The sequence below is a fragment of the Psychrobacter sp. 1Y4 genome, from assembly GCF_051847555.1.
In genome coordinates, this window is the sequence record NZ_JBPYDE010000562.1 from 1 (window position 1) to 703 (window position 703).

Consider the following 703-nt stretch of genomic DNA (forward strand, 5'->3'; position numbering starts at 1 on the left):
TGGCTATGCCTAGTTCATAATGAGCCTTAGCTCATGACGCGTATTGAATGATGAGATACGGCACTTATTACAGTGGCTATTAATGTGTCGAATTAATTATTAATCATTAACCAATTCAGCAGTCGTCACTAACGCACTAAATCTGTCCTGTAGCGCTGCCATCGCGGTGTCATGCATGACCTCAGCACTGATGGTTTTTCTAGTAGCACTTGGCAAGTCACGAGTGGCACAGGCGTCGTGACAGACAAAACTGTCAAAACCCAAATCGAATGCGGCGCGGGCGGTTGAACTGACACACATATGACTCATGAAACCCGCAAAAATAATTTGCTGCTTTTGTTCAGACGAGAGTAATGCTTGTAGCTGCGTATCATAAAACGCATTGGGATGGTTTTTGACAATCACGGTTTCGCCATCATGAGGCTGTAGTTGCTCGACTATTTCGACGTTAGATGATAAGGGATCAAAAACATTGCCATTTTCTGCACCATGATGGGTGATGTGAAAGATAGGGATATCTTGCTGGCGGGCTTTTTCGAGCAATTGACGCGCATTATCAATCGCTTTGGCACCAGCTTGTCCCAATGGCATCGCGCCATCAACATATTCGTTTTGATAGTCGATAAGTACGATAGCGCAATTTGACCAATCAAGCGTATTGAACTGACCACCAGCAAGTTGAAGTAGGGTTGCGGGCGTAGAT

Annotated in this window: 1 protein-coding gene; it reads right to left on the reverse strand. The window is 45.0% G+C overall.

Annotated elements, in window-relative coordinates; all coding sequences use genetic code 11:
* Nucleotides 1-99: 99 nt before the first annotated feature.
* Nucleotides 100-703, reverse strand: a 604-nt coding sequence (locus ACS8FC_RS17570; RefSeq protein WP_439297735.1) for a cysteine hydrolase family protein, incomplete at its 5' end; no start/stop codon positions are given.